Origin of the sequence: Okeania sp. SIO3I5 (assembly GCF_010672085.1) — a bacterium.
Classification (GTDB): Bacteria; Cyanobacteriota; Cyanobacteriia; order Cyanobacteriales; family Microcoleaceae; genus Trichodesmium.
The window spans coordinates 80,309-105,256 of sequence record NZ_JAAHHT010000007.1 but is presented as its reverse complement, the minus strand read 5'-3'; the positions used below and the strand labels follow the sequence as shown (position 1 = coordinate 105,256).

At 36.2% G+C, this 24,948-nt stretch carries 19 protein-coding genes; 10 read left to right on the top strand and 9 right to left on the bottom strand.

Features of this window, described 5'->3' with window-relative positions; all coding sequences use genetic code 11:
* Nucleotides 1-242: 242 nt before the first annotated feature.
* The gene (lysS, locus tag F6K40_RS02980; RefSeq protein ID WP_293131154.1) at nt 243-1,811 is read right to left on the bottom strand and encodes a lysine--tRNA ligase; all 1,569 of its coding nucleotides are present in this window, start codon (nt 1,809-1,811) and stop codon (nt 243-245) included.
* Nucleotides 1,812-2,466: 655 nt separating this feature from the next.
* Here lysS and F6K40_RS02975 point away from each other — a divergent pair.
* Together F6K40_RS02975 and F6K40_RS02970 are read left to right on the top strand one after the other, a co-directional pair.
* Entirely contained in the window at nt 2,467-2,922 is a 456-nt protein-coding gene (locus tag F6K40_RS02975) for a Panacea domain-containing protein (protein ID WP_293131151.1), read from the top strand.
* Nucleotides 2,900-3,304 (top strand): MAG6450 family protein, encoded by a 405-nt coding sequence (locus tag F6K40_RS02970; protein ID WP_365669944.1) that lies wholly within the window; start codon nt 2,900-2,902, stop codon nt 3,302-3,304. Before F6K40_RS02975 ends, F6K40_RS02970 begins: the two co-directional genes overlap by 23 nt.
* A 274-nt stretch (nt 3,305-3,578) precedes the next feature.
* Here the strand turns inward: F6K40_RS02970 and F6K40_RS02965 are convergent, their stop codons facing one another.
* Nucleotides 3,579-6,020, bottom strand: a complete 2,442-nt coding sequence (locus tag F6K40_RS02965; RefSeq protein ID WP_293131147.1) for an NACHT C-terminal helical domain 2-containing protein — start codon at nt 6,018-6,020, stop codon at nt 3,579-3,581.
* Nucleotides 6,021-6,219: 199 nt separating this feature from the next.
* Between F6K40_RS02965 and F6K40_RS02960 the strand changes: the two genes are divergently transcribed.
* The 6 genes from F6K40_RS02960 to F6K40_RS02935 all read left to right on the top strand — a co-directional run bounded on the left by F6K40_RS02960 (nt 6,220) and on the right by F6K40_RS02935 (nt 15,096).
* Nucleotides 6,220-6,792, top strand: coding sequence for a phospholipase D-like domain-containing protein (locus F6K40_RS02960; protein WP_293131144.1), 573 nt, complete (start codon nt 6,220-6,222; stop codon nt 6,790-6,792).
* Between the two features lie 727 nt (nt 6,793-7,519).
* The gene (locus F6K40_RS02955) at nt 7,520-8,872 is read left to right on the top strand and encodes a hypothetical protein (RefSeq protein ID WP_293131141.1); all 1,353 of its coding nucleotides are present in this window, start codon (nt 7,520-7,522) and stop codon (nt 8,870-8,872) included.
* 416 nt (nt 8,873-9,288) lie between these two features.
* The gene (locus F6K40_RS02950; RefSeq protein WP_293131139.1) at nt 9,289-10,458 is read left to right on the top strand and encodes a DUF1822 family protein; all 1,170 of its coding nucleotides are present in this window, start codon (nt 9,289-9,291) and stop codon (nt 10,456-10,458) included.
* Between the two features lie 634 nt (nt 10,459-11,092).
* Nucleotides 11,093-13,552 carry a CHASE2 domain-containing protein gene (locus F6K40_RS02945; protein WP_293131136.1) on the top strand — a complete coding sequence of 820 codons (2,460 nt, stop codon included), beginning with the start codon at nt 11,093-11,095 and terminating at the stop codon, nt 13,550-13,552.
* A gap of 412 nt (nt 13,553-13,964) precedes the next feature.
* Nucleotides 13,965-14,198 carry an AbrB/MazE/SpoVT family DNA-binding domain-containing protein gene (locus F6K40_RS02940; protein ID WP_293131133.1) on the top strand — a complete coding sequence of 78 codons (234 nt, stop codon included), beginning with the start codon at nt 13,965-13,967 and terminating at the stop codon, nt 14,196-14,198.
* 160 nt (nt 14,199-14,358) lie between these two features.
* Nucleotides 14,359-15,096, top strand: a complete 738-nt coding sequence (locus F6K40_RS02935) for a hypothetical protein (protein WP_293131130.1) — start codon at nt 14,359-14,361, stop codon at nt 15,094-15,096.
* Between the two features lie 99 nt (nt 15,097-15,195).
* Here the strand turns inward: F6K40_RS02935 and F6K40_RS02930 are convergent, their stop codons facing one another.
* Nucleotides 15,196-15,540, bottom strand: a complete 345-nt coding sequence (locus tag F6K40_RS02930) for a HepT-like ribonuclease domain-containing protein (protein ID WP_293131127.1) — start codon at nt 15,538-15,540, stop codon at nt 15,196-15,198.
* Nucleotides 15,530-15,820 (bottom strand): nucleotidyltransferase family protein, encoded by a 291-nt coding sequence (locus tag F6K40_RS02925; RefSeq protein WP_293131124.1) that lies wholly within the window; start codon nt 15,818-15,820, stop codon nt 15,530-15,532. Before F6K40_RS02925 ends, F6K40_RS02930 begins: the two co-directional genes overlap by 11 nt.
* 467 nt (nt 15,821-16,287) lie before the next feature.
* Here F6K40_RS02925 and F6K40_RS02920 point away from each other — a divergent pair, with 467 nt between their 5' ends.
* Together F6K40_RS02920 and F6K40_RS02915 are read left to right on the top strand one after the other, a co-directional pair.
* Nucleotides 16,288-16,590, top strand: coding sequence for a hypothetical protein (locus F6K40_RS02920; protein WP_293131121.1), 303 nt, complete (start codon nt 16,288-16,290; stop codon nt 16,588-16,590).
* A gap of 45 nt (nt 16,591-16,635) precedes the next feature.
* Nucleotides 16,636-19,728, top strand: a complete 3,093-nt coding sequence (locus tag F6K40_RS02915; RefSeq protein WP_293131118.1) for a CHAT domain-containing protein — start codon at nt 16,636-16,638, stop codon at nt 19,726-19,728.
* Nucleotides 19,729-20,480: 752 nt separating this feature from the next.
* Here the strand turns inward: F6K40_RS02915 and F6K40_RS02910 are convergent.
* The 5 genes from F6K40_RS02910 to F6K40_RS02890 all read right to left on the bottom strand — a co-directional run bounded on the left by F6K40_RS02910 (nt 20,481) and on the right by F6K40_RS02890 (nt 24,876).
* Entirely contained in the window at nt 20,481-21,245 is a 765-nt protein-coding gene (locus F6K40_RS02910; protein ID WP_293131115.1) for a PP2C family serine/threonine-protein phosphatase, read from the bottom strand.
* A gap of 4 nt (nt 21,246-21,249) precedes the next feature.
* Nucleotides 21,250-21,372 carry a hypothetical protein gene (locus F6K40_RS02905; protein WP_293131112.1) on the bottom strand — a complete coding sequence of 41 codons (123 nt, stop codon included), beginning with the start codon at nt 21,370-21,372 and terminating at the stop codon, nt 21,250-21,252.
* A 1-nt stretch (nt 21,373) separates the two neighbouring features.
* Nucleotides 21,374-22,036 carry a vWA domain-containing protein gene (locus F6K40_RS02900; RefSeq protein WP_293131109.1) on the bottom strand — a complete coding sequence of 221 codons (663 nt, stop codon included), beginning with the start codon at nt 22,034-22,036 and terminating at the stop codon, nt 21,374-21,376.
* 1,106 nt (nt 22,037-23,142) lie between these two features.
* Entirely contained in the window at nt 23,143-23,838 is a 696-nt protein-coding gene (locus tag F6K40_RS02895) for a lysophospholipid acyltransferase family protein (RefSeq protein WP_293131106.1), read from the bottom strand.
* A gap of 405 nt (nt 23,839-24,243) precedes the next feature.
* Complete coding sequence (locus F6K40_RS02890) at nt 24,244-24,876, bottom strand: 2OG-Fe(II) oxygenase (RefSeq protein WP_293131103.1); 633 nt, start codon at nt 24,874-24,876, stop codon at nt 24,244-24,246.
* Nucleotides 24,877-24,948 lie beyond the last annotated feature (72 nt).

Here is a 24,948-nt window from a genome sequence, read left to right as displayed (position 1 = left end):
TTGCATAAATTTCTAATATTGCACTGCGCAAATAGGTTAGGAAATTTATAAATGCTCAAACGAGCGTCAGGAATTAAGGCATGAATTTTGACTTTTGAATTTGGAATTTTCAAACGTCCCTACTTTTACATAAATTTCTAATATTGCACTGCGCAAATAGGTTAGGAAATTTATAAATGCTCAAACGAGCGTCAGGAATTAATGCCTGAATTTGGAATTTGGAATTTGGAATTTTAACTTGCTTAATCCTTTAAAGTTGAACGCATAGTCGGGAACATGATCGCATCCCGAATGCTTTGAGTATTAGTCAACAACATCACTACACGATCGACACCAATACCCATTCCACCACAGTTAGGCATTCCCAACGACAACGCCTGAATAAAGTCTTCATCCATTGGGTGCGCTTCATCATCTCCCGCTTCTCTTTGGGCGATCTGTTCCTCGAAACGTTGGCGTTGATCTTGGGGATCGTTTAACTCGGAGAAACCATTGGAATATTCGGTGCCGTGAATAAACAACTCAAATCTTTCCACAAAACCTGGTTTACTATGATGTCTTTTTGCTAACGGACTCACTTCAACAGGAAAATCAATTATAAAGGTAGGTTGAATTAAAGTTGACTCTACTTTTTGGTCAAAAACTGCATATAAAAGATAACCTAAACTTTGCGTTTCTAACTTGGATAATTTGAGGTTTAATTTTTCTGCTGCTTTAATAGCTTCTGGCAATTCTAAGTTGTCAAAATCTAGTCCGGTTTCATCCTTAACTGCTTCTACCATTGTTTTAACTTGCCAATGTTTGCCAGTGAAATTAGGATACTTTTGACTATGGTCATATTGGCGCTCTAAACTAATAGTTTCACCTTGATATTCTATCTCTTTTACATCACCTAAAACATTGGTTATACTGTAACAAATAACATCTTCTACCAAGCCCAAAATTTCAAAGTAATCTGCATAAGCTTGATAAACTTCTAGGGAAGTAAATTCAGGATTATGGGTACTATCAATTCCTTCATTTCTAAATACTCGCCCTAACTCAAATACCCGTTCAAAACCTCCACAAATTGCTCGTTTCAGAAATAATTCTGTAGCAATTCGCAAATATAAATCTACATCTAAAGCATTATGATGAGTCACAAAAGGTCGAGCAGCAGCACCACCATAAATTGACTGTAAAATTGGTGTTTCTATTTCATAAAAACCTGCATCCCAAAGATAAGTACGAATACTTTGCATAATTTGACTCCGCATTCTAAAACGCTGTAAAGATTCAGCATTTCCAGCTAAATCCATTTCCCGATGACGGCGACAAATTTCAGGGTCATTTACACCATAATAAGAATCAGGAAAAGGAATAATAGCTTTGGAGAGAATATCTAGTTTATTTACCTGAATTGATAACTCACCTCTATTAGTACGACAACCTATTCCTTCTGCACTAATAAAATCTCCTACATCTAACAATTTTTGAATTTGTTTAAAGCTTAAACCAGGGTCGCCCTTAACTAATTTTTTCTCAATTTTTAGTTGAATTTTTCCAGTTTCATCTGTTAGGTTAATAAAACCAATACTACCACTATCACGCTTAGAAGTAATTCGGCCACAAACTTTTAATAATTTTTCATCGGGGTCTGTTTCTCCTGCTTCTAATTCCTTTGCGGGTGGAGAAAATAAGTCGATAACTTGTTTCGTGGTGTGCGATCGCTCTACAGCTTTACTAGGATAGGGATCTATTCCTTGGGCGCGTAATTCATCGACTTTTTGTGAACGAACTTCTACTTCATTCCTGGTTTCGCTTTTAGGCATTAGTGATTTTACTCTCTAGATGATTATTGAAGTTAGTATCATACCATATATTTCTGCTTTTATAGTAGTTCTTGAAGAATCCCCCCTGCCCCCCTTTGAAAGGGGGGAGCAAACAAAAAGTCGCCCTCTTTGAAAGGGGGGAGCAAACAAAAAGTCCCCCTCTTTGAAAGGGGGGAGCAAACAAAAAGTCCCCCTCTTTGAAAGGGGGGAGCAAACAAAAAGTCGCCCTCTTTGAAAGGGGGGAGAACCTTCAAAGTCTCCCTCTTTGAAAGGGGAGAGAACCTTCAAAGTCTCCCTCTTTGAAAGGGGGAGCAAACAAAAAGTCGCCCTCTTTGAAAGGGGGGAGAACCTTCAAAGTCTCCCTCTTTGAAAGGGGAAAGAACCTTCAAAGTCTCCCTCTTTGAAAGGGGAGAGAACCTTCAAAGTCGCTCTCCTTGAAAGGGAGAATAACCTTCAAAGTCACCCTCTTTGAAAGGGAGAATAACCTTCAAAGTCCCCCTTACAAAGGGGGATTTAGGGGGATTGTAAAGTAACTTAGATTAAAGTAATTTCAATTTATCAATAACAGCAATGAATGAGGATTAAAAATTTATATAATAGTTGAAGATTCAGTAAAAATTGATATAATATTTACAGATTTAGGAGGAAAAAAATTATGAAAAGTGCAGTTGATATAGCTAGGTATTTTTTATGTTGTGTTGATAGAGAAGCAGGTGATACAATCTCTCCTTTAAAACTACAAAAACTTGTATATTACGCACAAGCTTGGAGTTTAGTATTTAGAAATAAACCTCTGTTTTTTCAAGATATTGAAGCGTGGGTTTCTGGACCGATTATTTGTGATGTTTGGGATGAATATAAACCTTACCATTATCGGGATATTCCACCACCTGAAGAGTTAGAAATAAAGTTTGCCAAAGATGAAGTAGAAGTTCTTGAGGAAGTATGGGATGCTTATGGAGAATTAAGCGCTAGACACTTAAAAGAATTAACGCATTCGGAAACTCCTTGGTTAAATGCTAGAAAAGATTTAGAACCAGCTCAACCATCGAATAATATTATTTCTCATTCAGAGATGAAAGCTTTCTATTCTGAAATGGTGGAGGCTTAATTCAGTTATCAGTTATCAGTTATCAGTTATCAGTTATCAGTTTAAAAATCCTAGCTTTATATTTACATACACAGATAAAAATCGTTGGATTTTGTCTGATTGGAATTCATCAGAAATTAATGACTTAATTCAAGGGTTAAAGAAAATAGAAAAGTATACTTGGGGGCAGATAAAAAAGCATGGTTCGACAAAACCTGGTTCATCAGTTGGAACAGGTTATAAATTAATTAGTATTCATCCATCTTTGCCAGAAAATATACCGAAAGATATTAAATTTTCAGAAATGAGAATAGATGAAAAAAAGCGAATTTTTGGATTTCGGGAAGATGCGGTTTACTATATAGTTTGGTTTGATAGAGACCATTCTGTTTGCCCTGAATAATTTATATCAAGCCAGGGATTGAAATCCTTGGCTCAAATTAATAATTAATAATTACCTCTTTTTATAAAGAACAGGATTTGCTAAAAGGAATTTTTTTCTTTTTTCTCAATGAATGGAGAGGCTTTATACCTTAATTTTTCGGTAAATATTAAGTTATTTCTAAGTTTTTTTAATGATTATTTTGTATTTGTTTTTACTCAGCATAATCCTTATTATTTTTGTCTTTATTAGATTTAGAGCAACACTAAAAATAAATTTATTATGATTTGATATATCATTTTAGTTCTTTCCTTTTTTCAATTTCAGCGATGGGTAAAAATAATTCGTCTTCGATTTTATCGCGCACTTCACGAGTAACGAAACAATCGCTCATTAAGCATTCTATGAGAATACCATTCGCATCATAATATTTTTGCAGTAATTCTATTTGTTCTTCATTAAATTGCATTTTTTCTTGGGTAAATTGCCACTTGTAACCAAGGTCTCTAGATTCCATCATTATCCCTCTTAATTCTTCAATCCAATCATAACCATATAAATCCCACCACCCTCTAATATTTGCTTTACTTGTTTCTAAACTAGGTAGTTTGTTGTTGAGGTTTTGAAGTGAATATTCAAGATTAGATTCAAGGTTAAAATTTAACAAGATATCCTGAATATATTCACAAACGGTATCATGATAGCGTGTGTTATAATACTGAGGAAAGTAGAAATTATTAATGATATCTTGATGAGCGTAATAAGCATGAGTAAATAAGCTCTGAAACTTCTTATCAAGCATTATGGAATTTTTAAAAGTATGATAATCATCTGGTGAAAAAGAGTGACGAAAGGAATCTAACTTGTAAGAATCTACTCCTCTAAGTTCTAAGAAATTAGAAACAACATCTGAAACTAGCCAGATCATTGCTCTGTCTGTATCATCAAGAGCGCATTCTTCTTCTAATTCCAAATAAAAAGTACGAATATGAGCAGTTTTTAATGGGAGCTTAATTGAACTAGCTTTTTGATGAGCCCAATTTAGAAATTTTTGTAATATTTCATCTGAAGCTAATAAATTATCAATTTTTTCCTTCATCAATAACAAAAATTCATCAGCATTTTGAAGCATACCAGCTACTAAGAGAAACACCTCACGCCAGCGAGTTTCACTAATATGATTTACCCAATTTTTTAAACCATTGGAAGTTGCATAAATTCCCCTTGCTGTAAAATATTCGTGAAAAGTTAAATGAGAAAAAGAATAAATACCACGCGCTCTTTCTACAAATAATCCATGCTGTGCTTCAATAGATTTCAACACTGCTTCACTATCTATCAACAAAGCTTCTGGATCGGTTTTAGCATCAGGTAAATTGTAAATATAAAGAGCAATATTTTCGTGTAATTCTCTTTGCTTAAAAAAGTAATCACCTCGTTCAAAAGTTTTCACAGCAACCTGACTAAGCAAATCTTCTTTTCGCCTCAGAGATAACCTTTTATAAACTTGGTCTCGTTCAATTCCACGTTTAGCATCCCACTTACTTAAAAGTACACCTACTCCTCTTTCATAAAGTTCAGAACGATTTGTGGGAAAATCCAAATAATCTTCAAATTCTAAACATAAAAGAGTTAACAATAAAGGGTTTGTAGCTAATTCTTTAACTGGTAGATTTTCCTCAAGTTTAGAAATAAATTTCTTACCTATCTCTGGATTTTTAGATTTAAACCAATTATTAGCAAAATTGTTTATTTGCTCATCATCAAAGTCCGCTACTTCTACATCTGTAAATTTCTCAAAGTTATATTCCCGTGCAGCGATTCGACAACTTATCACAAATTGGTTGTGAGAGTATCGAGTAGACATATCGCGAATTTGTTTTAATACATGATTATAATCTGCTTCTCTAACTTCATCTAAACCATCAAGTAAAATTAATGCTCTGCCATTTTTGCAAATGCTATCTATTTCTAGAGTAGAAACAGTATTATCAGAAAATATTTGAGTTATATATTCTAGTAAATCAGGTTGGTTCTCTGCCTCTGCAAACTGTCTGAGAGTAATAAAAATTGGCAGAAGATGTGTAAGTAAATCTCCGTCAATACATTGAATAGCTAAATATTTTAAAAATGTAGTTTTTCCTGCTCCTGGTTTACCTAAAACCATCAATTTTGAATAACGTTTAACAATTTCTATTCCTGGTATTCTTTCCTGACTAACTTTGCCAATTTCAAAACGTTCAAAATTTTCAGCATTGTACTCGTGATGAATTTGAGAAATATCTTTTCTTGTCCGACTGGTGATTTTTTCCAAGACATTTACGTTTGTATAAATATCATTTAAGCCGATAGATTGAGTCATATCTAATACTTTCATAGTGCCACAGTTGTCTAAAATAATTTCTCGAATATTTAGACGTACTTTGCCTACTAAATCATTAATATTTTCTAGGGAAAGCTCAACTTGATTAGATTCAGAGAAATTACTGGAACGATATTTATCTACCAAAAAGTTTAGTAGCTTAGTCCGTTTACCAGGTCCTTTACCTCCTATACTAAATTTCTTATACACATTGCTCATCCGAGTACGAAATGCTGAATCAGATATATGGAACTTTTGTGCTATTTCTGAGAGTGACTTTTTACTGCTAAAAACTTCTACAAAGACTTCTTCTTGTTCTGGGGAAAGTTCATATTCTCTAGCAATGTCAGTTAAAAATTCTTTTGGTAAAGACATCAGATAATTATTATTTCTATTCAAATAGTATTTCAAACTAGATCAACCATTATAAATCACAGATATTTAAAAGAATAAGTTTAGCCAAAAATTAGAGATATGTTAGCCTATGTCAGTCTATGTCAGTCTATGTTTTAAAGATATCTCCTAAAAATAACTGCAATAGTATATTCAGACATTCAAATTAGGAGATATTCAAATGTTTTTAAACACTAATTCCCATTGGGAAAATACTGATCCCTTTAACTGTCAAGGAGTTATTCTTGGCAAAGAGCAACATCGTTATTTACTCCTCAAAACCCTACGCCAAGCTCAAGAAAAAATCATTATTGTTTGCCCTTGGTTAACCCGTCATAGTCTCGACAATAATATGATTCAAGAATTCAAAAACACCCTTAACCGCCAAGTCAAAATAGAGATTGGTTGGGGATGGCAAAAAGATATTGGTAATATAATTATCCCTGGTAATGGTTGGTGGGAATTAACACCTGCTAATACTTGGAAATATAATGCTATGTTTAAGCTACAAGAACTTAAACGACTTTACCCTGAATATTTTCAACTCAAATTAATGGGAACCCACTCTAAATATTGGGTATGTGATGATAAATTTGTTGTAGTTACTAGCGCAAATATTCTCTGTTCTCAACCTGGAAAAACTAATAAATACTATGAAGAAACTGGACTATGGACAAATAACATTAACCAGATTAAAAATTTCATTAACTCTTTTACCCAAGTACCTAACTTAGCAACCAAAAAAGCTATCTAGAAAATCAATTAAAGTGGGCAAATATCCAATAGACTTCTTGCAGAAGTCAGGGAATAGGGAATAGGGAATAGGGAATAGGGAATGAAATTGTTGATTTCATATCTTGAATTTATTTCATTTTTGATTTTTGGAGATGTCTAATTTTTAACAGAAAATCAAGAAGCAGGTTTAATCGTTGCAGGATCTTGTGGTACTGCCATTATTATTTATGCTATTTCTCATGTTGCTGCTAAACTGATTCGCGGTATTCGTGGGTAGTATCAAATCCAGATGAAAAGTCGTCATTGTGACGATAGGAAGCAATCTCCTAAAACCCTGAGATTGCTTCCTTCCACGAGTGTAAGTCGCAATGACTTGGATATAGTAATTATCCGGATTTTATATCAGAGATTATTTTTAATTTTTGACTTCCGTGAAATGATCTAATACCAATTTTAAAAAAGAATGTTACGAATAGTAAGGGCAATAAAAATATTTTTCAGGATATGTCTATTTGACAAAAAAGATGGTTTACTACCTAAAAAATGGTATTGAAACGATTCATTCTGACTCCTGACTCCTGACTCCTGACTCTTAAAAGCATTTATCAAACTGGTATAAGTGCCAAAATTGCATAGATTTATCACACCTAACTCTATATAGAAATAACAAACAATTTCATCTATATCCATTTATAGATTTAGGAGAAATTGTTGATGTGTATTAAAAGGAGTCAGGAATAACAACTATGACTGCTCAGTACTGGAAGTTTGTAGAAGTTGCCACTAATGGAAAGTGTCGAATTCGGGAAATTGAAACTGCTAGAAATTTCTTACTTGAGCAATTTCCTGAGCTGGCAAATTTATCGGAAATCTCAAAAGATAAAGAGAGAGAAATTCAAAGCTATCTGATAGAAAGATGGCGAATTTATTCCCACGCTGAACTTTGTTTACGTTGTTTTATTTCTCATAAAATTCGGGAGCATTGTCTATATTTGGAAAAGCAGTTTGGAGTGAAACATGGCTTCACCCACAATGACTTATTTCCTATCTTACTTGATGATACTATTACAACCAACCAAACAAGTAGTTATCAATCTTTAGCTACTGAAATTTTGGCAACATTTAAACTTGATGGAGGAGGTAGTTTATCAACTTGGATAAGTTGGATAGTAAAATGCCATCAACCACTCAAGGATTTTTTGCTACAACATGGTATTTATCTAGCTACAGATTGGGGAATTCTTAATAGAGCTACTCCCAATGAATTAGAGTTTTTAGGATTGACATTAAAACAGCTTCAGCAAGATAAATTATTATTGGAAAATTACCATGCTGTTTATCGTCAAGATCGTTTACAAACTAGAGTTAGAGGTAAATGTCAACCACCAACATTAGGGCAACTAAAACGAATTGCTAATCTCTCGCCGAATACCCAGAATTTATCACCAGAAAATATTCTCAAAAAACTCCAAAATCTTGCCCAAGGTTTACGGGAATATAGGATAGCAATAAAAGGGGGAGTACCACCTGTTGTAAATATAGAAAATCCTGAAATAAATCAGACAATTGAACAAATTCCTGACCCCAATTCCGAGCAGAATGAACAACAAATTTTTTTGAAAGATTATACCCGAATAGTTAAAGATTGTTTAGATAGGTCTGTGGAACAGGTGATTGATAATCGTGTCATTAAATTCCAGAAAAAAAAGCCACCTAAACATCAGGATTTTATCATAGCACTGACACTGTTTTATCAAGGTATTGATATGGGAGAAATTGCATTTAAAATTGGCTATAAAGCACAGTATCAAGTTAGTCGTTTACTCAAACTAGAGGAATTTCAGGAGGATGTTGGTCAACAGATTCTTGTATATTTAAAGCCACAAGTAAAAGAATTGGCAAAATACTATACTAGCTCTGAAAGATTGCAAAATTTAGAACAACAATTAAACGAAATATTGAATGAGGAGGTAGACAAAATAATTCAGACTGCCAAAACTGAATCTGGTGGCAGAAAGACAAAAAGTCGTCAATTTAATAGTTTATTTGCTGATGCTGTTCGTAAATGTATTAGACTTCTTGCAGAAGTCAGGGAATAGGGAATAGAGAATAGGGAATAGGGAATAAAATTGTTGATTTCATATCTTTAATTTATTTCATTTTTGATTTTTGGATATGTCTATTAGTGAAGCAAAAAGTAGGTGTTCAACAATTAATAATGAATAATGAATAATGAATAATTATTTCTCAGGTTTGGGAAGGAAACTTTGACAGTAACTTTTTGTTTAAACTCAATTTCAAAGGTTGCTTTTACCTTCCCCAACATTACAGCAATTTCGGAGGCGCGTGAGGTACAAAATTTCATTTAGTAATTATGGTAACATAAGCATCCTGCTTGTTACAGCCTTGAAGGCTGTGTTACACTGTACCTCACCATCCTCATGCATTTCTGTAATAGCTTTTTACGCATCATTTCGCAGGAAATACTTACAAATAATCCAAGGAAAAAATTACTATGAGCTATAAACAATTTTCGGAATTTTCTCTAGAGTTTGAGAATTTTTCGACTGGGGAAATTAGCCTCAAATCTGAAAATATTGAGGCAGCTTTAGAACTGGTTAGTAATATCAAAGACTCTGAACAAAAATGGCAAACTTATATTCATGCTTTAGCTTTTTTTGCTTGTGAAGAATGGTTGGCAGAAAGAGCGCCTGAATTATCTATAAATAAAAATGACTGTTCAATTTTTCAACCAGAATATGCCAATTTAATTCCGGCTGTTTCTAATATTAAAGTAGGGGATTTTAAGGTCTGTTTGATAGTGGCAAATCTATCGGAACAGGTAAATATTCCCAATTCTATAATTACTTTGCCAGAATTTACTGCTCATTTTTATCTAGTAGTTGAAGTGGAAGAGGAGTCTGATTTGGCTGCTATTCGCGGATTTTTACCATACAATCAATTAGCAACGCAAAAATCACAGGAACAATCGGATAATTTTTCTCAAATATCAGTTAGTTTATTTAATAGTAAATTAGATGAACTATTGCTAAATTTACGTTGTTTAGAACCTACAGCTATTGCTTTACCGAAAGCTTCAGTAAATTTATCTGAAATGAGTAAAGAAAAGGCTAATACCTATTTATCCGATTTACTAAAACTGGTTAGTCAAAAAGCTGTAAATGTCAAATATTGGTGGCAAAACCAAACAGATGTAGTTGCCAATTCACTATCCTGGAATTTATTACCTGAACCGTCACTTTTACGGCAAAAAGTTGTGAGAAATCATGGGGAAAAATTAGAGCAAATTCTTAACCAAATTAACCATGACAATAGAATGAAAATTCCTACTACTATGGGGCGTGGTTATAAACAGTTTAATTTAGCTGGTAATGAAGTTTATCTTTATGCAGTTACCTGGTTAATTTCTGAATCTGAAAAAGAGTGGAGTTTACTGTTAATTTTGAGTAGTGCTGAGGGTGAAAAATTACCACCGGGGATAAAATTACGGATTAGCGATCGCACAGGTATTTTAATTGAAAAAGAGCAAAATCCAAACAAGGAAAATACTTATCCATACGCTCGTATAGTAGGTAATTTGAATGAAGAATTTTTGGTAACTATTGTGGCACCAAATAATCAGGAAAAAACATCTGTTGTATTTAAGTGGAATGAAATAAATTAAAGTAAACATTCAGCTTAAAAATGTAGGTTGGGTTGAACGACAGTGAAACCCAACAACTCCTAATCCGTGTATCCGTGGCATAATTCGTGTGAGCGAACCTATATATTATATGATTTCTCTTGCTGAAAATGAAGTGAAACCCAACAACTCCTAATCCGCGTATCCGTGGCATAATCCGTGTGAGCGAACCTATATATTATATGATTTCTCTTGCTGAAAATGAAGTAAAACCCAACAACTCCTAATCCGCGTATCCGTGGCATAATCCGTGTGAGCGAACCTATATATTATATGATTTCTCTTGCTGAAAATGAAGTGAAACCCAACAACTCTTAATCCGCGTATCCGTGGCATAATCCGTGTGAGCGAACCTATATATTATATGATTTCTCTTGCTGAAAATGAAGTGAAACCCAACAACTCCTAATCCGCGTATCCGTGGCATAATCCGTGTGAGCGAACCTATATATTATATGATTTCTCTTGCTGAAAATGAAGTGAAACCCAACAACTCCTAATCCGCGTATCCGTGGCATAATTCGTGTGAGCGAACCTATATATTATATGATTTCTCTTGCTGAAAATGAAGTGAAACCCAACAACTCCTAATCCGCGTATCCGTGGCATAATTCGTGTGAGCGAACCTATTATATTATTTCTCTTACTGACAATGAAATATTTTAATTTAGAAGTAGAAATTACATCTGTAAATGCAGATAATTTAGACAAACAAAACTGTTCATTTAAGTTATCTTGGCAAGATAGTCGCAGACTTTCTGCTACTCTTAAATATCCGACTAAACTGATAGAAAATTACGCCCGCTGGCAAAATGCTTATCACAACTACTACACTCAAAATTCACGGGGAAAAGTGATAGATGAAGGTGATATTCCAGCGCCAGAAATTGACTGGTTAGCAAAACTAAATGAGGAACAAAAAACTCTCGTAACCGAATTTAACGAATGGTTGCGTGACAAAAATTTATATGACATCAGAGAAGAAATCAAAAATGCTACTAACAAACCTAATTCCCACTGGATTGATATTTTTCTTTCTTGTAATTCTGAGGAGTTAGCACGTTTACCTTGGGAAGCGTGGGAAATAAGTGGTAGTTTTGGTGCATCAGGGAAAATTAGAATTTCTCGCACTCCTACAAATATCTTGGAAAAACCAGTGCAACCTATTCGTCGCAAAGCACGAATTTTGACAATTATTGGAGACGATAACTGTCTAAATTTTCAAGCAGATCGCGAAGCTGTAAAATCTCTTTCTCAGATGACAAATATTCAGTTTATTGGTTGGCAACCAGGAGTTAATATTGATGAGCTAAAAAATCAGATTTGGCAGGCGATCGCTGACTCTAATGGTTGGGATATTTTGTTTTTTGCTGGACATAGTGATGAAACTAATTTGACTGGGGGTCAATTTAGTATTGCTCCTGGTGTTTTTGTGTCTATTAACCAACTAGAAAATCCGTTAAAAATAGCAATCAAAAATGGTTTACAAGCTGCAATTTTTAATTCTTGTCAAGGTATTAGTATTGCTGAATCTCTGATTAGCTTGGGGTTAACTCAAGTTGTTGTAATGCGGGAGTTGATTCATAATAAGGTTGCCCATGAATTTATCATTAATTTTACTCAAAGTTTAGCAGCACATAAAGATATACATGAGGCTTTATTGGATACTTGTCGTATTTTTTGTCAAACTGAAAAATCTCTAACTTATCCTTCTGCTTATCTGATTCCTTCTCTATTTCGTCGCCCTAATTCGGAGCTTTTTAAAATTGAACCTTTTGGATTCAAACAATGGTTAAAAAGCTATTTACCAACTACCAAAGAAGCTATAGTTTTACTATCCTTTCTGATTATTGCTTGGCAGTTACCAATGCAGCAATTTTTGTTAGATTGGCGAATTTTTGTACAAGCCATTTATCGTCAGTTAACTGGTCAAAATTTGACTAATAAAACTCCACCTGTGCTGTTAGTGGAAATTGATAATGAGTCGATTAGGAAAGCAAAAATTACTGATACTACGATAATGGATAGAGGTTATTTAGCTAAATTAGTAGAAGAAATTTCTCAGTCAGAAGCAAAGATAATTGGCATTGATTATTTATTAGACCGTTTTAATGGTGGGGAAAGCGATCGCCTCTTAGCTACAGCACTTCAAACAGCAGTAAAAAAACAGAAATGGATTGTTTTTGCTAAATATGAGTATGGTGTAAATTCAGAATTTGCTAGTTTGAATTGGAGTCTAGAAGGAGATATGACCGTACTTGGTGATGGTAGATATTTAACGACTATAGATTTTTCTGGCTCAAATGATTTAACTTTCGCCTCTATGTTGGCATTGGTTTATCAACTAAATAATGACAATAAATATAATGATTTGCTATTACCTAACTTGGAAAGTAAAAATGATTTATTTAATCAGTTATCTGATTATCTGGAGCCAAAAAAAGTAGTTAAGAATGAAAAATTATTTTCTCCTGCTGCTCGCTTGAATTTACTGACGATTCTTTCTTATTGGTTGAGGCAAATGTGGCTCCATCCAATTGTGGATTTTTCTATTAGTTATGACCAAGTATATGACTCTATTCCGGCTTGGCAAATTTTGGAATCTAATAATTCTCTAATTAGGGATAAAATTAAAGAACAAGTAGTAATAATAGCTCCTGGTGGATATGAGAATGCCGGGGTAAAATTTGGGGAGGATAATATCGAGCATCCACCAATTGCTTTTCGTGATGAAAAATTAACAGGGGGTAAAATTCATGCTTATTTATTACATCATTTTTTGACTAATAGATTAGTTGTTCCTATCCCCGATTTATGGATGATTTTGATGGCTGCTTTTTTGGGAAAAAGTGTTATTTTGATATTGAATGATTGTACAGATTATCCACAAAAGCATAATCGGTGGGTGGTTGTTTTTGCCGTTGGTAATTTAGGATATTTAATGGTTAGTTTACAGGTTTATATTTCTGGCGCTATTTTGTTACCTATTCTGTCACCTTCGGCGATTTTCTGGATTTATTTTTTGCTAAATAAAAGGATGCGCTCACACGGATTATGCCACGGATACACGGATTAAGTTGTTATAAAATGTAGGTTGGGTTGAGCGAGAGCGAAACCCAACAAAGAGTTATAGCAAATCTACATTAGTAAAAGGGTATTTAAAAAAGTTGAATCTTTGCTATACATTAAATTACTGGTGTTGGGTTTCATTCTTCAACCCAACCTACGCTTGATAACTAATAACGGATAGCTCACACAGATTATGCCGCGGATAGCTCACACGGATTATGCCACGGATACACGGATTAAGTTGTTATAAAATGTAGGTTGGGTTGAGCGAGAGCGAAACCCAACAAAGAGTTATAGCAAATCCACATTAGTAAAAGGGTATTTAAAAAAGTTGAACCTTTGCTATACATTAAATTACTGGTGTTGGGTTTCATTCTTCAACCCAACCTACGCTTGATAACTAATAATTGATAACTAAAATGACAATAGAAAAGCTAGGAGAAAAATACCAAATTATAATTCCTCAAGAAGTTCGAGAAGTGCTAAATTTACAACCAGGCGATCGCTTGGAAATAAAAGTAGTAAATGGCACCGTTGTTATGACTCCAGCAACTAGAAAAGCTTCTCGTTTTTTGGGAAAACATCGTCAACTTTGGCAAAGAGAAAATGCTGTTAATTATATTCGGAAACAACGAGAATCATGGCGAGATTAGAAAATGTAGAAAATGTAGGTTGGGTTAAGCGACAGCGTTAGCGCAGCTTATCCGTAGGATAAACCCAACAAAAAATTATTGGTGTTGGGTTTCATTCTTCAACCCAACCTACGCCTAATAGATTAAAGAACCGCTATATTGAAAATTAAAAGGTGAAAATATGTCTCATAAATTTAAGTCATTTCTATTTTTTTTCCTGCTATTATTTTCTGTTTCTTTCTGGGTGAATTATTATCCTCTAAGTGGGAGACTTTTAGCTGAAACTTCCACTCAAGAAAAATCATCCACTCAAAAGATTTTTGATAAGCTACGGGAGTTTATTTCTAAAGCAAAACCTCCTGCAAAAAAAAAGGCAGGAGGGTCTCGTACTGATAATTTTTGTATAATTACTCCTTGGTTATATAAATTGCCTAACCAACAGCAACAAAAACCAAATTTTGTAGAAGTTTTCCAGGAGGAACCTATGTTTATTTGGCAGGGAGAAATAGCAGAAATTTTTATACAAGTTCCTTCTGAAAATCAGCAAGAAATCTGGGCAGAAAATATAAATAGAAAAAACCAAATTATTTATCAAGGTAAAAGTTTAGAGCGAGGCAAAATTTATGAGCTTTTCTTTCACAAAGGGGATACAACTAGCTTGCCTTTTCCTTTTAAAATTATAGATGGCGATCGCCGAGAAATTATTGAGTCAGAATTGAAGGTTTTGTCAGAAAAATATCCTGGTATTTCTGCTGAGGAAATGGCTTTATTACGAGCTAATTATTTTATGGAAAAAGGTTTATTTGGGGATGCTTATCAGGAGTTATTTTCTGTGGCAAAACCTTCCGCAGAATTGAAAGAAAATTTGGAGGAAATAAAAAAAGCTGAGTTTTGTCCTGAAAAAATAGTTACCCAATAAAAAAGATGGTGCAGAAACCGGGTTTATCGAGGAAATTTCGTGCAAAATAATAATTAGAGCAATAAACCCGATTTCTTGTTTGGGTGCGTAAGTCTGGAATTAATTAAATTCTTGGTTAACAATTATCCGAACTTCAACAAGCAACTCTGGTACTTTAGTCTGGACAATATCCCAAATCATCTCATCTTGTAAACTAAAATAAGCATGAGCTAAGACATCGCGCAACCCGGCAATTTTACGCCATTCAATTTGCGGGTAGCGCAACCTCATCTCTGATGGAATTTGTTTGACTGCTTCACCAATAATCTGCAAGTTTCGCACTACAGCATCAAAGGTGCGTTCGTCTGCTACAAATTCTCTTAATCCCATTCCCTCTGTGTAGCGTATGACTTTTTCACTCGCTACGATAATATCTTCAAAATATAGCCGTAAATTACGAGACATAAACCGCCTCTCGTAACACTGTTTCTTGTATTTGAGGTTTTAACATATTTTTCATCACTAAATCTATGGGTTGCCCTAAGTTATCTTCTAGATAAAATTTCAAATCCATGTAGCGATCGAATGTTACTACTCCATCAAATTCTACTAATAAATCAATGTCACTTGTTGGCGTTGCTTCATCCCTTGCTACAGAGCCAAATACTGCTATCGATTTGACTCCATATTGGACCAACTTTGGGTGATATTCCTGTAACAAAGCTAATAATTTAGATTTTTTCATTTTGCTATTGCTTGGTACTATAGCAATTGTTACAGTTATGAAGTACATTGACAATCCCCCTAAATCCACCTTTCTAAGGGGGACTTTTTGTTGACTCCCCAGCAATTGTTACAGTTCTGAAGTACATTGACAATCCCCCTAAATCCCCCTTTCTAAGGGGGACTTTTTGTTGACTCCTCCCTTACAAAGGGGGGCAGGGGGGGATATAAAACTGTTGTTAAAGAACTGCTAGAATACTCAATAGTAAATAATTGACAAGCTCAATTTTATTCAATTATAAAACTGCCTTAATTAAAAATGGTAAGTATGAGCAAGCACTGCTTCATAAAACTAATATAAAACGTCACAATTAGTGATGTTTTAATGTTTACTTCCTGCTTCAACTGAGGCCGTCGGCGGTTACTCATCCACAGGCATTCACGGTTAAGCCAACCGCATTTGTTAAGTCTATACTTAGATATAAGTCTTTGTCAATAGATATAATTAACATTTGGTTCTCCAATCCTCACTGGGCTTTTCCTAGTAGCGAGTGGGATTTTTGGAGAAGTCTACTAGATAGACTGCCAGTAATGTTTAAGCAGCGATTAGTGCAGAAGATACAAATGTGCGACTCATTAACTTACAAATGTGTGAAGAGAACTACTGTATTATATCGCTTACAGGTGACACAACAGTTAAATTCTAGGGAAGGCCAGAAACTAGCCGAAGCAATCTCTACTATCCAACTTAATAGAATGAGACGGCTTTGTTGCATAGTTTCCCCAGGCTAACTTCTATAAAGGAAAAGATAACTATTTTATGGAGAAATTTTGATTATGCGCCGTCATTTTAAGTCTGTTATTTTCCTATTGTCATTTTTGCTGTTGTGGGGTTTTCCCGTGCAACTGGTGGAAACAAATCTGAGAATGTCCTTACTTGCTCAAGCGCAGGAGGAAAGGAGTCAAGAGCGAAATGCTGAGGCGTTGCGACTTTATGAAGAAGGTCAGCAACTACTAAGTACAGGTCAGTTTCAGGAAGCGTTGGGGAAGTTTGAACAAGCTTTAGTTATTGTGAGAGAAATCAGTGAACGTCAAGGCGAAGGAGCTATTCTCGACAATATTGGGAGTGTTTACAAGAGTTTAGGTAACTACAAGCAAGCACTTAATTACCACCAACAATCCTTGAATATTCGCACAGAAATAAGCGATCGCTCTGGGGAAGGCACTACTCTCAACAATATTGGGTTAGTTTACCATAGCCTAGGTAAGTACGAGAAAGCACTAGATTACTATCAGGACTCTTTGAAGATTCTCCGAGCAATAGGCGATCCTTCTAGGGAAGGCACTACTCTCAACAATATTGGGGGTGTTTACGAGAGTCTAGGTAAGTATGAAAAAGCACTTAATTACTATCAGGACTCTTTGAAGATTCACCGAGCAATAGGCTATCTTTCTGGGGAAGGCACTACTCTTAACAATATTGGGCTAGTTTACCAAAGTCTAGGTAAATATCAACAAGCACTTGATTACTTTCAACAATCTTTGAAGATTGATCGAGCAATAGGCGATCCTTCTGGGGAAGGCACTACTCTCAACAATATTGGAAGTGTTTACGATAACCTAGGTAAGTATGATCGAGCAGTTGATTACTTTCAACAATCTTTGAATATTAGCATCGAAATAGGATACCGCCCTGGCCAAGCCGCTTCTCTGAACAATATGGGGTTAGTTGACAGGAGTATAGGTAACTACAAGCAAGCACTTGATTACTTTCAACAATCTTTGAAGATCAAACAAGAAATAGGCGATCGTTTTGGGGAAGCGACTTCTCTCAACAATATTGGTAGTGTTTACGAGAGTCTAGGTAAATATGATCGAGCAGTTGATTACTATCAACAATCTTTGAAGATTTACCGAGAAATAGGCGTCCGCTCTGGGGAAGGCACTACTCTCAATAATATTGGGAGTGTTTACGATAACCTAGGTAAATATCAGCAAGCACTTGATTACTATCAACAATCTTTGAATATTGACCGAGAAATAGGTACTCGCTCTGGGGAAGGCACCACTCTCAACAATATGGGGTTAGTTTACGAGAGTCTAGGTAAATATCAGCAAGCACTTGATTACTATCAACAATCTTTGAAGATTCACCAAGAAACAGGCGATCGCTCTGGAGAAGGCATCACTCTCAACAATATGGGGTTAGTTTACCAAAGTCTAGGTAAATATCAGCAAGCACTCTCTTACTACCAACAATCTTTGAATATTGACCGAGAAATAGGCAAGCGTGACACCAAAGCAAACACTCTTAACAATATAGCTCTACTACTAAAACAACAAAACAAACCTGAATTAGCCATTGTTTTCTATAAGCAATTCGTCAATACCATCGAATCTATTCGCCAAGACCTCCACCAACTACCTCAAGACCTCCAAAAATCTTACGAAGACACCATTGCAAACAGATATCGCGATCTCGCCAACATCCTAATAGAAAAAGACCGCATCCTGGAAGCACAACGAGTTACCGATTTGCTCAAACTCCAAGAAATCGCAGAATTTAACCGCCGTGGTATCCGTGGTAACGAAGACACCCGCACTGGTATTGAGCCACTATCCTTAGAAACAGAAATCTGGGCAGGTTACAAACAAATACTTAACAACAACAATACAAACCAACTCGGCACAAAACTTACCAGTCTCCGCATCATTCCCGAAACTGAGCGTACCCCTACTCAAAAGGAGCGCATCAAAGAATTAGAAAATCTGGAGCAAAAGTTAGTTCAACAACTCACCGAATACCTGGAAAGCAACTCAGTCACAGAAAAAGTAGCAACACTCAGTCAAAAAGCAAAAGAGCAAAGCATACACCTAGAATATTTTGACATCTTGCAAGATAAATTAGGCAAACTCGATCAAAACGCTGTCCTGCTATATCCTCTAGTTTCCGACGATCGCATTGAATTAATTATCACCACCCTAGACAAACCTCCCATCCGTCGCACCGTCAAAATCACCAGGATAGAATTAAATCAAGCCATATTAGAATTTCGGCAAGCAGTATCCAGCACCAGAAAAGACCCCACCATACCAGGGCAAAAACTGTACAACTGGTTAATTAAACCCATCGAACAAGACCTCATTGATGCCAACATCCAAACCATCATCTATGCACCCGATCGCCAACTGCGCTATATCCCCCTAGCAGGATTACACGACGGCAAACAATGGTTAATCGAACGTTGGCGCGTCAACAATATTACCGCCCTGAGTCTCACCAACTTAAACAAACTTCCTTCTCAAAAACCACAAGTATTAGCAGGTGCCACATCCCTCCCCTACAAAGTTGAAAAAGATTATCTACCGGAATCCTATGATTTCGATGGTTTAGATTTTGTGGAGAGTGAAGTCAAGCAAATCAAATCCATGATTCCCAATACCAAAGTTCTGATCAATCAGGATTTTACTCCCACAAATACAGTACCAGAAATGAGCAAATATCAAATCGTACACTTTGCCACCCACGGAAAATTTGTTTTTGGTAATCCCGAATTTTCATTTATCTTGTTTGGCAATGGGGATATTGCGACTCTCAGAGACATGGAAGACTGGAAACTCAAAGACGTAGAATTAGTAGTATTGAGTGCTTGCGAAACCGCACTTGTAGAGGGAGGAGGAGCCGAAATATTGGGATTAGGTTATGCAATTCAGAAAGCAGGTTCAAGGGCAGCGATCGCTACTTTATGGGAAGTCGAAGATGATAGTACAGAAACATTAATGACCACTTTTTATGAATTACAGAATAATAATCCAGACCTTACCACAGCCGAGGCGTTACGTCAAGCCCAAATTCGTTTAATAAACAGTAGCGATAGTAATCATCCTTATTATTGGTCTCCGTTTTTGTTAATTGGTAATGGATTGTAATCAATTCAAAATTCAAAATTCAAAATTCAAAACTTAAAAGTTAAATTCTCAGCACAGACTAAATTTGAGAGTATAAAAGTTTCAACCTCTCCAGTGCGGGCATCTTGCCCGCTAGTACCTATATTGTAATCAATTCAAAATTCAAAATTCAAAACTTAAATTCTCAGCACGGACTAAATTTGAGAGTGTGAAAGTTTCAACCTTTGTAGTGCGGGCATCTTGCCCGCTAGTACCTATATTGTAATCAATTCAAAATTCAAAATTCAAAATTCAAAACTTAAATTCTCAGCACGGACTAAATTTGAGAGTGTGAAAGTTTCAACCTTTGTAGTGCGGGCATCTTGCCCGCTAGTACCTATATTGTAATCAATTCAAAATTCAAAATTCAAAATTCAAAATTCAAAACTTAAAAGTTAAATTCTCAGCACAGACTAAATTTGAGAGTATAAAAGTTTCAACCTCTCCAGTGCGGGCATCTTGCCCGCTAGTACCTATATTGTAATCAATTCAAAATTCAAAATTCAAAATTCAAAACTTAAATTCTCAGCACGGACTAAATTTGAGAGTGTGAAAGTTTCAACTTCTCCAGTGCGGACATCTTGCCCGCTAGTACCTATAGCTGTTTTCAAGTCAATGAAACACATAAAAAAAACGACAACCCGGTAGGGACGTTCGCATTTTTGTTATGCAACGCCCCTACTCTCTGCTATGCTGATAACTGATAACTGATAACTGATAACTGATAACTGATTTCAACCATATCTTGCCAATAACAAAGTCAAATCATCATCAGTTCTCCCCGTCACCTTTGGCGATCGCAAAAATTCCTCCAACTGCTTAGTTGCCTCCTCCTCATCAGTCACCACCGTCATAAACTTAAACAACGGCGCAAAAAACGGACTATGAGGCAACCCTTCTGGCATTTTCAAAGCTAACATTTGCAACCCATCCGAAAAAATTGCCAAATGAACCGGTTTGTCCAACCAAACCTTCACCTGAGCAGTCTCCACACTTTGTTCCGAAATCAAAAAAGTAGTCTCATTAATATGTTCTCCAGTCTGGGGTACTGTCACCGGAAAAATATTCTCCTCTCCATCCCCTACCACCGCTGCACCATCACCCACTTGAGCAGCAATAGCTAACTCCGGTGTTGCCACCACCAAAATCAAAGTTGCAGCTAACTCCCGTGCCTCAACCTCTATCACCTGAGACTCAGACAAAACAGCATTTTTCGCTGCCCTCAAAGCATCAACCAACAAAAACTGCCAACCAACATTATCTTTTGGGAGCAGCTTTTGTTGGGAAATAGTTCCCACTGCAACATCCACAGCTATTTTTGCACCAACATCTCCCAAATTTGCCGAACCTGCACCATCAGCAACAGCAGCAACTAAAATTCCCTCTGGCAAAATTTGCCAATGATGTGCATCCTGACATGGTTGCCCCCGTTTCTCGTGACTCGTACCCGCCACCGATACCGATACCACTTGCCACTGACTTTGTGCTTCTATTGACATAACCTCATAATTTACTAACTTTTCCGCCGTTGCTCAAGCAAGGGATAACTTTACATATGCAACCCTCCCACACTCCCCACACATCCCACCCTTCCCACACTCCCCACACATCCCACCCTTCCCACACTCTAAACCGATCCCCAACCAGGAGGAGGTAATGCTACTTGTTCATCAACTTTAGAATGGGAAATTTGCTGCATACTAGCAGATAACCAGATAAACATTTCCCGAAAATCAAGTCCTCTCAGTTTTAGAGGTGTTCTCATAACTATTTCCCCCAACTTATCCATATTTGCTCCTTCTACACCCACCGCAAAAAAGGCAACGTGCTTGCTATCCTCCTCCTGTTTGATACGATCGCCTGCTTCCTTGACAACTTTTTCTGATTCTCCTTGAGGTTCCCCATCAGTAATCAAAAATACCCAAGGCCGGTAATAAGTTATACCATTGTTCCGATATTCTGACTTCCGGGCAGCAATCATATCTAGAGCTTTATGAATGGCAGTACCCATAAAAGTTTGTCCTTGAGCAGTCAATATTGGATTTTCAAATTGGTCCGCAGTAATAAAGTCTTGGACAATTTTCACTTGATTATCAAAGGAAATAATGGCAACCTCTACTCGTTTTTTCGCCAAATCATCAGTAATTAAATTATCTCGAAAAGTTTCCAACCCATCATTTAAAGCTTGAATAGGTGTACCTGTCATTGATGCGGAGGTGTCCAACAACAGCACACAAGGACAACGAGGTTCGGGATTTTCTGCAAATTCTACTGCTTCATCAAGTCTCATATTAATTTTTTTAGCCTTATGTTAGTTTTTTATCTTCATTTTTCTGTCTCTAATTCTGAGACTTTAGTTCCACAATATTAGAGTATAACTGAAGTCAGAAGTAATCGCTGAATAAGTTTGAGCATTTATAAATGTCTCCACACTACCACCAAAGTGAGAAAGTTAGGATAGATCAGCCATCTTTAAAATTACTTTTGACTTTTGACTTTTGATTTTTGACTTTCATATTCATATAGAATCGGGTTTACAGCGCTTTTCAGTTGAGTAGACCACTAAATTCATTGTTAGGAGTCAGGAGTCAGGAGTCAGGAGTCAGGAGTTAGGAGTTAGGAGTCAGGAGTCAAGAGTTATATAGAATCCGGGTAATTAGTTATCGTATTACTGAGGAGTAATGAGTAATGAGTAATGAGTAAGGAGTTAGGAGTTAGGAGTTAGGAGTTAGGAGGTAGGAGGTAGGAGGTAGGAGGTAGGAGGTAGGAGGTAGGAGGTAGGAGTTAGGAGTAAGAAAGGAAATGAAAATGCATAAATTTTTAAATTCGTATTCATGCTTAACATATTTTAGTTGAGGAAGTAATTTTGCGATTACTGTATAACCGGATTTTATATTAGGAGTGAAGAGTCAGTATCATTGTGGTTTATTCATATGAAAACCGGTTTAAGGAGTAGGGGAGTAGGGGAGTAGGGAAGATTGAATACTGAAAATTATAGAATTATCAACTTACAGCGCTTTTCTTTCTTGATGAACCACATATTCACATTTCAAACCTAGTAGGGACGTTCCATGGAACGTCCCTACTGTGGTCTACTGAAATGAAAACCGCTGTATGCTATATGACCGGATTCTATATGAACCCACAAATGTGCAGGGGCGGGTTTGGGAGAGTGCATGGCAAAATTATCAATGCTGTTGCTGTTGAACCGGCCCCTACCAACTTTGATTCTGACTCCTGAGTCCTGTCTCCTGACTCCTTTTTTCTGAACCCACAAATGTGCAGGAGCGGGTTTGGGAGAGTGCATGGCAAAATTATCAATGCTGTTGCTGTTGAACCCGTCCCTACCGACTTTGATTCTGACTCCTGAGTCCTGTCTCCTGACTCCTTCTTTATCTACTTTTTATGTAATTGTTTCAGGGAAAATTCCATATTTGCCGTAATTTCTTGGGCAGCTTGCTTTGGAGAATTACCAAGATAATCTTTAACTTCCAAAGGATCGCCGATATTAACCTGTACACCACACCGCCACGGTGGAGGCGCAGGATGATCATATAAAATACTAATAGGAATAATTTTAAGATTCGGTTGAGTACCACTAGATATTACCTGTAGTGCTATACGGGAAACTCCTGGTTGAATAAAATGAATTTCATTATCTTCAGGATATATTTTTCCTTCGGGAAATAGTACCAAAATTGCCCCCTCTTTCAGGAGTTTAACACTATGACGAATACTAGATATTCCTGGATTATCGCGATCGACAGGAAAGCCACCCAAACGCAGAATAAACCAACCTTGAAAACCTTCTGTTTGTTCTTGGGAAACCATATATCGCAGGTAACGTTTACTAACCAAACCTACCGTATAAGCCATAATTAGAGGGTCCCACCGAGAACGATGAGTCGGCGCAAGGATAATTGCTTCTTTGTTAGTAGAAAGTTTTTTTCTACCCCTGACTTTGATATTGAAATAAAAAGGTAACAGAATCTTACATACAAGAAAGTAAGTCAAGGGAGTTAACCAAGGTGAAAACCCAGAGATAATTTCTGGAGATGCTGGATAGTTTTGAGGTTTATTATTTTCAGTCATTACTGGTATAAAGGTAAGAATAACTTGGGGGAAAGAATATTTTTACTGTTGTACAGTATTTTAACTTTCCTTAGGGGAAGTCAAAGCTCTCCATCCCCCCTAACCCCCCTTGGAAAGGCGGAAGGGGAGCGTCCGGATGAAAGCCAGGGCCAGGATTCAGATACCTTCATAAGCTAAACGTTCATATGCCCTTGACAAGCTAGGAGCCTATATGTTATTATCAATGTCAAAACAGGGGGAGGACATCACCTCTGTCTAAACAGCGGTCAGGGTTTCCCAGACTGAAGAATCCCTATGGGTCCCGTAAGGGCAACGTCGGGAGTATGTCAACAGACTTTCTCAAGGTCTTAAGGGAAGTTCTTATACCAATTACCAATTGAATGCTGACGTTTATAATTTCTCAAATTATCGAAATTGAGGACCGCAAACCCAACAAACAAGTGCCCATCTTTTACCTTTAATAATTGGTGTAACTTCATGGAGAATAAAAGAAGGAAATAAAACCATTGTTCCCCTAGCTTTTGGCAATTTGTCAGTTTCTCTTTGAGTGTACAACTTCAGTTCTGAACCTTCATAATTTTGGGGGTCAGAAAGTTGAACGGAAATAGAAATTTTACGATAATAATGAATTTCTCCATTGTCTATATGTTTATTGTAATGATCCTGAATACTTGCCTGATTTTCACTAGCTTCATAACATAAAAGTTGTAGATGATCGGCAATACCGTAAATCTCATAATTCCACCACTTATTGTTAGCATATTGAACACTATTTATTAACCTTTCCCAAAGCCATCTTGTTGACTCTGAATAACTCACACCCCACGCACTTACTTGACGAAATTCAGGCTTCATTTCTCCATCTACAGTTGGTTTTGATGGCTTTATTTGTTTTGATAAAGAAATCACCTTTTTACATTCTTGTGCTGTCAAAGCTCCCCAATTTTCACCGGGTTGACAAAAATGCTCTTTTTGACTAGCGTCATAGCAAGCGTATTTAATTTGACGATATTTTTGCTGAGGAGAAATCCAAACCATATTCTTTTAACTTTACTCTATCCTATTAAAACGATTTATAAACCTTTGGTGTAGGGTATTGAAAAATCAGTT